This is a genomic window from Mesorhizobium sp. M1182 (genome assembly GCF_040318335.1).
GTDB lineage: Bacteria > Pseudomonadota > Alphaproteobacteria > Rhizobiales > Rhizobiaceae > Mesorhizobium.
Genome location: NZ_JAMYMD010000023.1, coordinates 83,695 through 93,128 on the forward strand (window position 1 = coordinate 83,695; position 9,434 = coordinate 93,128).

Below are 9,434 nucleotides of genomic sequence, written 5' to 3' on the forward strand. Positions count from 1 at the left end.
CCCGTTATTGAATGGTGTCGATGGAGCGTTGCGACGAGCCGAAATCGCCGAGCGTGCGGAACGACAGGTTGAAGCCGACGTTCTGCGATACTTCCTTGGTGTTCAGGTCACGTCTTTCCGAAAACGTCATCAAATAGGTAAAGCACGAATCACTATAGGCAAAGCCGACCCCGTCCTTGACCAGAACGCTCTGCTCCAGATCATATGTGCCGGTGCCAAAGACGCGCCAATTCTCGGCAAGATGTGTCGAGGCGCCGAGCGTAACCTCATGGCGATCGGTTGAGAAGCCATAGAGTGGCTGCGCCTGGATGAAGGCGTATTTGGCGCTCAGCGATACCGGCAGGCCTGAAAAGGCGGCCTTTACCTCAGCGCGGCGGATCTCGAAGCTTTGCTCGTCGAAACGGCCGCTGACCGAGCCGGAAAACCCGCTGGGGCTGTTGAAGCCGACAAGGCCGACATAGTCGGAGGTTGCAGTTTCAAGGCCTGAATAGGCGCCGACATTGACCAGGTCCGGCGTGCCGAACGAGTTCTGGCCGCCCAGCTGGTAGGATTGGCCGAACACCGCATTGGTGCCCCAGCCATTGTCATATGCGCCGGAATAGCGCAGCCCGACATTGGCGCGTGTGCCGCCTTCCATGCGGTCATAGCCCGAGAATTTGTCGCGCTCGAACAGCGTCGTGGCGTCGAAGACGAAGCTCTGGGCGTCCTCGTTGGGGACCGCCAGCCCGCCGACATATTGCTCGTTCGGACGCATGAATACCTGCGCCATCGGTTCGAAGACATGGCTGGAACTGGTCATCGAAAACAGCACCGGCCAGCGCATCTCAAGGCCGGCGGTCGCCATGTAGCGGGCAAGCGATGAACGCATATCGTCCTCGACGCCGAGATTGGTCGCCATCTGGTTGACGGCGTCGAGCGAGGCCGAGGAGGCGTTGACGTAGCCGGCGTCGCCGCGCAGCGCCAGGAGCGGTGTCAGCAGCAGCCCGCCATCGGTGGTGAAGGTGCGCTTCCATTCGGCTTCCGCGGTAAGGCGCCCGGATTGACCGTCGATGCCGCGGACGTTGTTGACGGACGAAGGGATGCCCGAATTTGCAAGAGCCGTATCGAGCCTGTCGCGGTCAATGACCCGCGCGTTGACGTCGAACGACAGCTGCCCGCCGGCCACCGGCATGTCGGGGATATAGGCGTAGTCGAGCGAGGGTAGCACCCAGGGCTGCTTGGCGGCGCGTGCAGTCGGATCGCTGGCGAGCGTGTCTTCCTGAACCTCGAAGTGCATGGCGCGCACGTCGAAGTAATTGCGATCGTTGAGCCCCGTCAGGTACACCTCGGAGCGGTGCACGCTATCGTTGAAGCCATCGATGTCGTAGGTGCGCGCGAAATTCTTGTCGCTCTGCAGCAGGATGTCCCAGCCGAAGTCCCAGCGCGGGTTGATGGCGAACTGGCCCTGGGTGCCCATCATGCCGCGGAACCTGTTCGGGTCGCCTTCGGTACCCGAATTCACGTTGTGGCCATTGTCGTCGATGAAGGCGTCGGGATTCTCCTGCCGGATGCCCGCAATCTTCAGGCTGTACTGACCGTTGTTGAAGCGCTGCCTCCACTCGGCCTCACCGAGGAAACCTTGCTTGGTATAGCCGCTGCCAGTGACAGTGAGATCGTAGGTCGGCGAGAGCGCGAAATAATAGGGGACTTTAACACCGACGCCGAGATCGCTCTTGTAGGCGACGCCGGGGATCAGGAAGCCGCTCTTGCGCTTGACCGTTGGGTCGGCGATCTCGAAAGCCGGCAGATAGGCCAGCGGAAAGCCGAAGAACTCGAAATTCGAGTTCTCGAAGCGAACCGTCTTCTTCTCGCCGTTCCAGATGATCTTCCTGGCCTTGATACGCCAGGTCGGCGCTTTGTCGGGCTTGTCCTCGCACGGCTCGCAGGCGGTGTAGACGCCATTGTGGAACGTCGTCAGCACGCCGCCCATGCGCTCCGCGCTTTCGGCGGCGAAATACGCCTTGTCTATGGTCTCGACCCGCAGCGCGTTGACGAAGCCGTCGGCGAAATCGTCAGTGATGTCGGCATGTTGCGAATAGATTTTGGTGCCGTCGCTATTGACGAGTTCGACATTGCCGCTGGCGACGAGGCGTTTGGTGTTGCGGTTGTATTCGACCCGCTGGGCGACGAGACGGTTGCCGCCGTAGTCGATCTGGACGCCACCGACGGCCGTCACTGTCTGCTTGTCGTTGTCGTAGACCAGCGTATCGGCTGCCAACAGCATCTGGGTGCCGCTCGGAACCTTCGTTGCCAGCTCACTGACGTCCTGGGCGAAAGCCGGAGCAACCGGGGCGGCGCTGGCAAGCAGGCATGCCAAGGCGCTCGCCGCAGAGAGGCGTGCCAAACCGGCGTGCCTATGGCTGCGCAAAACCGCCTCCCTCACTAGCCGTCTTCCTTGTATAGCAGGAATGTCACCCCGAAGAACATAGCCACGACAACCGGGACCCAAGCCGCTACGGCCGTGGGTACGAATCCCGCTACGCCGAATGCCTTGACCAGCACCGAAACGACATAAAGCAGAAACCCGGCCACGATGCCACCCAGAATCATCGTTGCCGACTGCCCCATCCTCGCAAATCGCATTGATACCGTTGCCGCAATCAGCGTCATCGCGACAAGCAGGAACGGCAGCGCAATCAGGGAATTGAACTGCATGGCGAAGGCATTTGCCTTGAGGCCGAAGGAGCGGGCCACTTCGATCTTGCCGGGCAGATCGTAGAAGGGAATGGTCTCAGGGCGCGCCAATCGCTCTTGCACGAATTCCGGCTTGAGATTGGTCGGCAGCCGATCGCTGGATAACGACTGGATGGTACCGTCCCGGAACACCTTGACGTCCTGCAATTCCCAGTAGCCGTCCCGCAAAAAGGCGCGCGCCGCATCCTTGCGCTCGATGATGTCGCCTTGCGGGCTGAAGCTGAAGAAGACCGCGTCGGCCATCTCCAGGCCTTGATTAAGAATGGCGCGCGCGCCGATGATGGTATCGCCGGCGTTGGTTTTCTGCCTGATCCAGGGCGCAGCATCGGCCGAGACGCTGTTCGACTTGCCCGAACGGAGCTGGGTCTCGATCTCCTCGGACCAGGAATAGGCGTGCGCGGCTACCGGATTGATGACGCCGACCGACAAGGCTCCAAACAGCAGCGCCCCGATGCAGCACGGCAGCAGGAATTGCCATGCGGAAACCCCGGCGGAACGGGCAATGACCAATTCGTATTTGCGGTTGAGCGACACCAACGTCGCCATCGCCGAGAACAGGCCGACGAACGGCACCGTCTGCAGCATGATCATCGGCATCCTGAGCCCCGAAATGGCGAACGCAGTTGCGTAGGTGAAGCCCGGCACGCCAGTCGTGCGGCCGGAAAGCTCGGTGAAATCGATCAGGAACACCAGCGCCAAGAGGCCGATGAAGAACCAGATGGTGATCGTCACATAGCGAAAGAAGAAGTACCGACCCAGAGTCCAGCCCATCAGCCGGCTCCCTGTCCGGATGCGCCACGCCCGGCAAAACGGAGCTTGATGGCGCTCCAGCCGTCACTGAAGCGGCCGGCAAGATTGGTTATCCAATCGGCCCAGGCAACCGGCAGTTCCATGGTCCGGTTGGAAACAATGAACCAGATGGCGATCGCCGATGCCACGATCGGGACGCCGTAGACCATATAGGCATATTGCGGCACCTTGTCGGCCTTGCCGGCGGCAAAGAACCCGAGCCAGCGCACGAACAGCGCGATCGCGATTGCCGTGATCAGCGGGTGCACACGCGCCTCGCGATGCGAGCGCGCATCTCCGGCAACGGCGAGCGCGATCAGCGCGAAGACGAGCGAATAGGACCACTCGGAAAAACGCTGGTTGAGCTCGGCCAGGTACCTGTTCGGCTTTTGCTGGTACATCTTGTCGTTCGGACTGGGATTGAGCAGATACTGGGTCGTCCGGTCCTTCGGCAAAAGCAGGATGTCAGATGATGCCGACATGAAAGCGGACAAGTCGAAGGCGTAGGAGGTGAACCGGATCACCGAGAGGTCGCCGGTCATGGTTTTGCGATGGATGACGCCGTCATTCATCATCAGCACCTTCTCGTCGCCGCGTTCGATGATGCTGCCGGTCTTGGCGTAGTAGATGAGATTGACGCCTTCTTCGCGCGAATCGGCGACGAAGATGCCGCCGAGGCGGTTGTCGGGAAGCCGTTCGCCAACCTGCAGGAACAGGCCGTCGTCGATCTTGCGGAAGGTGCCTTCCTGGATGATCAACGACAACAGATCGGCACGCGATGACGCAATCAACTCGCGGTTCTTCTGGCGTGCGTAAGGGTCGACGCCATTGTCGACGGCGAAGGAAAAAACGCTGGCTGCAAGTGCCAGAAGCATGATCGGCCTGACGATGGTCCAGCGTGAAGCGCCGGCGGCATTGATGACGGCCAGCTCCGAATCAGAATTCATCACGCTGAGGATCTGGGCGACCGCGACCACCAGGGCGAACGGCACGACGATCGGAACGATCGTCGGGATGATCAGCGCTGCGACTTCGAAGAAGGTGAGGGCCGACTGACCGCTATCGGTGACGAGGTCGATGCGGGCGAGCACCTGAGTCGTCCAGACGATCGCCAGCGTCCAGACGAGCGCCAGCGCGAATACCGCGAAAGCACGGCGCATGATGTAACGTTCAACGACCTTCATGAAGGCTTTTCTCGGCGATTTCGAACGGCATCATGCCTTGGAACAAGGTAGTCGTCCGGCGCCGGCTGCACAACTGGCTCAGTTTGGCGGTTCGATCTGGGTTCTGTCCCGGATCGCAAATTCCGCTGGGCCGGAGTGTCGGCGGCAATGGATAAGAAAGGGCGAACATTGTTGGTTAACAACAGGTTGCGGCGGGAAGCGGGGCCGTGCCGCGACGAATCGTGGATGGTTCGATATCGCATATGGGAGCGATTTCGGCCAAAGTCTTGTCAAATGCGGCAAAACGACCAAATGTCGCGCCGGTCGCGACCGCCGCGGCGTGATAAGACGGGTCAGGATCTGTTGAGCCCCAGCATGGAAGCGGAAAAATTGCGCGGTCAAACCGGTCGGGAAGCGGTCTTTGACGGCGCGATCGTGGTCGGGGCCGGCGCGGCCGGCCTTGCCGCCGCCCACGCCTTGATGAAGGCCGGCGTACCGACGCTCGTCCTGGAAAAGGAGAGCCGGCTTGCCGAACCCTGGCATCGGCGGCACCAGCGGCTGCACCTCAATACGCATCGCGATCTCTCGACGCTGCCCGGCGTCGGCTATCCCGCAGGCACCCCGGCTTTTCCGCATAAATCGGCCGTCATTCGCCATCTGAACGATTTCAGCCAGGCGCATGGTCTGCCGGTCGCATTCGGCGTTGCCGTTGAAGAGATCACGTTCGATGGCGATCACTGGACCGTGCGGACGAACGCCGGACGTCGTCTGGCGCGTCATGTCGTCGTCGCCACCGGGCGCGACCGGCAGCCGTTTATTCCTGCGTGGAAAGGCATGAAGGATTTTGCAGGCCGGATTATCCATTCGGCCGATTTTGGCGAGGCGAAGGACTACGTCGGCAAAAGGGTGCTGGTCGTCGGAGCCGGCAATTCGGGGTTCGACGCACTCAACCATCTTGCGAATGCAGATGCCCAAAGCATCTGGCTGTCGGCCCGCAACGGCCCGTCGCTGCTGCCGAAACGCATCGGCAAGGTCGCCGTCCACAGGCTTTCACCGTTGATGGCGAGCTTGCCGGTGCGGCTGGCCGATGCGGTGATGGCGACAACCCAGCGCCTGGTTTTCGGCGACCTGACGAAATTTGGGCTTCCGCCGGCTCCCATAGGCGGTGCGAGCCGTCTGAGCGCCGACTACACCGCGATCGCAGCCGATGACGGCGCCGTCCGCGCCATAAAGGCAGGCACGATCGTGGTGGTGCCACCATTGCGGGAATTTACCCAAGACGGCATCTTGTTGAATGACGGCAGGTTGATCACGCCCGATATCGTCATTGCGGCGACCGGCTATCGCACCGGTCTGGAGCAGATGGTCGGCATGCTCGGCGTTCTCGACGGCAAGGGCGTTCCGCTTTTAAATGGCGGCGATGCCGATCCGAAATTGCCCGGTCTGTGGTTTACCGGCATGCGGCCGAGCATTCGCGGTTGTTTCGCCAACGCCCGCATTCAGGCCAGGGCGATAGCGGCGCGGATTGTCAAGCAGCGATGATGAGCCGGACTACGCCGACTGTTCCGCCCGCAATAGACACGCCTTGTTGAAAGGTGCTCGAACCGAAAGGTCAATGGTCATGACGCCAGTCAGCATTCGCTACATGGTCGATGATGTCGCCGCCTCGATCGACTTCTACTGTGGACATCTGGGCTTCGCTGTTGAACAGGACGCGCGACCGGCTTTTGCTTCCGTGACACGCGGCGCTTTACGGCTCCTTCTAAGCGGCCCCGGCAGTTCGGGTGCACGGGCAATGCCGGATGGCCGGCAGCCGGTGCCGGGAGGTTGGAATCGCATCCTGTTGGTGGTGCCGGACCTGAAAGAAGAGGTTGCGCGCCTCAAGAGTGCTGGACTTGTCTTTCGCAACGATATCATAACGGGCGTCGGCGGTTCCCAGACGCTGCTCGAAGATCCATCGGGCAATGTTATCGAGCTGTTTCAACCCGCCGCTCACTGACGAACGTTTCTCGCAATAATCCAACTCACTTCCCCGAAAGCAGGACATGATGAATTCGAGACCCTCGATCGCCTTTGCCAAATTCGCCGCGCCCAAAAAAGGCAGCGTTTTCGTTCTGGTGACCGACGAGGGCGGCCTCAGCGATGCCGCCAGGGCTTGCGATCCGGCAAAGACCCTCGAGCGGGCTTTTCCGGTCGCCGACTTCACCGGCAAATTCGCCAGCCTGGTCGAAGTGCTGGCACCGGAAGGGACATCGATCGAGCGGCTGGTGGCGGTCGGTGCCGGCAAGGGCTCCAATCTCGATGATTACGCCTGGCTGAAGCTCGGCGGCACGATTGCCGCATCCTTTCGCAAGGCAACCGAAGTGGCCGTCGTGCTCGATCTTCCCGGTGCGGCCGTCAGCGGCAGGCAAGCCGTTCAGCTTGCAGCGGGCATCCTGCTGCGCAGCTATTCCTTCGACAAATACAAGACCAAAAAGAACAATGGTGACGACAGGCGCGAGCCAAAAAAGCCGGTCAAGGTGACTATTCACACCGCCGATCCGGCAGCTGCAAAGAAGGCCTTCGCCGATGAAGCGGCGGTGATCGACGGCGTCTTGCTGGCGCGCGATTTGGTCAATGAACCGGCCAATGTTTTGGGACCGGTGGAATTCGCCGCCCGCATCGCCGAACTGGAGGCGCTCGGCGTCACGGTCGAGATCCTGGCCGAGAAGGAGATGAAGAAGCTCGGCATGGGTTCGCTGCTGGGCGTAGCGCAGGGTTCGCCGCGTGGCGCCCGCATCGCGGTCATGCGGTGGGACGGCGGCAAGGCCAAGGAAAGCCCGGTCGCCTTCGTCGGCAAGGGCGTCACCTTCGACACCGGCGGCAATTCGATCAAGCCGGCGTCGGGCATGGAGGACATGAAGGGCGACATGGGCGGCGCTGCTGCCGTCACCGGCCTGATGCACGCGCTGGCCGCGCGCAAGGCGAAGGTCAATGTCGTCGGCATTGTCGGGCTGGTTGAAAATGCCGTCGACGGCCACGCTCAGCGACCCGGCGACATTGTCACCTCGATGTCGGGTCAGACTATCGAAGTGCTCAATACCGACGCCGAGGGCCGCCTGGTACTGGCCGATGCGCTCTGGTACTGCAACGACCGCTTCCAGCCGAAATTCATGATCAATCTGGCGACGCTGACCGGCGCCATCATGGTCGCGCTCGGCCAGCATTATGCCGGCCTGTTCTCCAACAATGACGAGTTGGCGGACCGGCTGACGGCGGCCGGACAGGCGACGCAGGAGCGGGTGTGGCGCATGCCGCTCGGTGCCGAATACGACAAGCTGATCGATTCCAAGAATGCTGACATGAAGAACATCGGCGGCCGCCATGGCGGCGCCATTATCGCCGCGCAGTTCCTGCAGCGCTTCGTCAAGGACACGCCCTGGGCGCATCTCGACATCGCCGGCACGGCGATGGGCGCGCCTTCCAACGAGATCAACCAGTCATGGGCTTCCGGCTTCGGCGTCAGGCTGCTCGACCGGCTGGTGCGCGATCATTACGAGCAATGAGCGGCTGGGGCGGGACTCCGACAATGTAGACTGAACGCATGGCCGAGATTCTGTTTTATCACCTGACCGAATCGACGCTGGAGGATGCGTTGCCCGGCCTCCTGGAGCGCAGTATCGATCGCGACTGGCGTGCCGTGGTGCAGACCGGCACCGAGGAACGGCGCGACGCGCTGGACCAGCATCTGTGGACTTTCCGGGACGATTCGTTCTTGGCCCACGCAACGGATCGCGAAGCCCATCCCGCCGAGCAGCCGGTGCTTCTGACCGTCGGCCCTGACAATCCGAACCAGGCGCAGATACGCTTCCTGGTCGATGGGGCGGTGCCGCCGGAGCTTGGCGGCTACCAGCGCGCCGTGTTCCTGTTCGACGGCCACGATGCAGCCCAGCTAGAGGCGGCACGCACGCACTGGAAGACAATGAAGGAGGCCGGCCACACCGTGACCTACTGGCAGCAAACGCCCGACCGGCGCTGGGAGCGCAAGGCTTAGAGAATTTGCAGCCAAGTGGAATCACCGGCGCCGCAAGAGTGCGACGACAAAAAGATGGACCGCCGGCTATTCAGAAGACCGGAGCAAGCCCGATGCCGCCCGATGAACGAACGCCAGGCATGCCGATAGATGCCGCACTTGTTCGCCGGCTGATTGCCGCGCAGTTCCCCAAATGGGCGGACCTGCCGGTAGAGACGGTCGAGCCTGGCGGCTGGGACAACCGCACGTTCCGGCTGGGCGACAGCATGTCGGTGCGGCTGCCGAGCGCTGCCGCCTATGTCGCCCAGGTCGAGAAGGAGCATCGCTGGCTGCCCCGCTTGGCGCCTCACCTGCCTCTGCCGATACCCGTGCCGCTGGCCAAAGGCGCGCCCGGGGAAGGCTATCCATGGCCTTGGTCCGTCTATCGCTGGCTTGGCGGCAGACCGGCGGCTGGTGGACTGATTGCCGATCTTACTGAGTTCGCCCGTTCGCTGGCCGGCTTTCTGGTTGCGCTCTACCGGATCGACGCTGCCGACGGGCCACCGCCAGGGCAGCATAATTTCCACCGCGGTGGCCGGCTTTCGGTCTACGACGCCGAGACCCGAGCCGCGCTCTCGGCGCTGGGCGGGCGCCGCGGCCAGGCCGCCGCCGGGGGCGGGTGGGGGGGGGGGCGGGGGCGGCGGGGGGGGCGGGGGGCGCGGGGGGGGGGGTGGGGGGGGGCCGCGCGGGGGGCGGGG

General features: G+C 62.4%; 8 protein-coding genes. 5 read left to right on the forward strand and 3 right to left on the reverse strand.

What is annotated here, in order from left to right:
- Positions 1–4 precede the first annotated feature (4 nt).
- From NKH33_RS23335 to lptF, 3 genes are read right to left on the reverse strand one after another with little or no spacing between them, the layout of a single operon-like run.
- On the reverse strand, positions 5–2,422 hold the full coding sequence (locus NKH33_RS23335; protein WP_352542725.1) for an LPS-assembly protein LptD: 2,418 nt from the start codon (positions 2,420–2,422) through the stop codon (positions 5–7).
- On the reverse strand, positions 2,422–3,507 hold the full coding sequence (gene lptG, locus NKH33_RS23340; protein ID WP_352921671.1) for an LPS export ABC transporter permease LptG: 1,086 nt from the start codon (positions 3,505–3,507) through the stop codon (positions 2,422–2,424). Before lptG ends, NKH33_RS23335 begins: the two co-directional genes overlap by 1 nt.
- Positions 3,504–4,706 carry an LPS export ABC transporter permease LptF gene (gene lptF / locus NKH33_RS23345; protein ID WP_352471099.1) on the reverse strand — a complete coding sequence of 401 codons (1,203 nt, stop codon included), beginning with the start codon at positions 4,704–4,706 and terminating at the stop codon, positions 3,504–3,506. Before lptF ends, lptG begins: the two co-directional genes overlap by 4 nt.
- A 354-nt stretch (positions 4,707–5,060) precedes the next feature.
- Here lptF and NKH33_RS23350 point away from each other — a divergent pair, with 354 nt between their 5' ends.
- The 5 genes from NKH33_RS23350 to NKH33_RS23370 all read left to right on the forward strand — a co-directional run.
- Entirely contained in the window at positions 5,061–6,227 is a 1,167-nt protein-coding gene (locus tag NKH33_RS23350) for a flavin-containing monooxygenase (protein WP_352542724.1), read from the forward strand.
- Between the two features lie 73 nt (positions 6,228–6,300).
- On the forward strand, positions 6,301–6,684 hold the full coding sequence (locus NKH33_RS23355; RefSeq protein ID WP_352471101.1) for a VOC family protein: 384 nt from the start codon (positions 6,301–6,303) through the stop codon (positions 6,682–6,684).
- A gap of 49 nt (positions 6,685–6,733) precedes the next feature.
- A complete protein-coding gene (locus tag NKH33_RS23360; protein WP_352471102.1) occupies positions 6,734–8,230 on the forward strand; it encodes a leucyl aminopeptidase in 1,497 nt (498 codons plus the stop codon).
- A 38-nt stretch (positions 8,231–8,268) separates the two neighbouring features.
- Entirely contained in the window at positions 8,269–8,718 is a 450-nt protein-coding gene (locus tag NKH33_RS23365; RefSeq protein ID WP_352921663.1) for a DNA polymerase III subunit chi, read from the forward strand.
- Between the two features lie 92 nt (positions 8,719–8,810).
- The coding region (locus NKH33_RS23370) for a phosphotransferase (protein ID WP_352921665.1) at positions 8,811–9,434 on the forward strand (624 nt) is incomplete at its 3' end.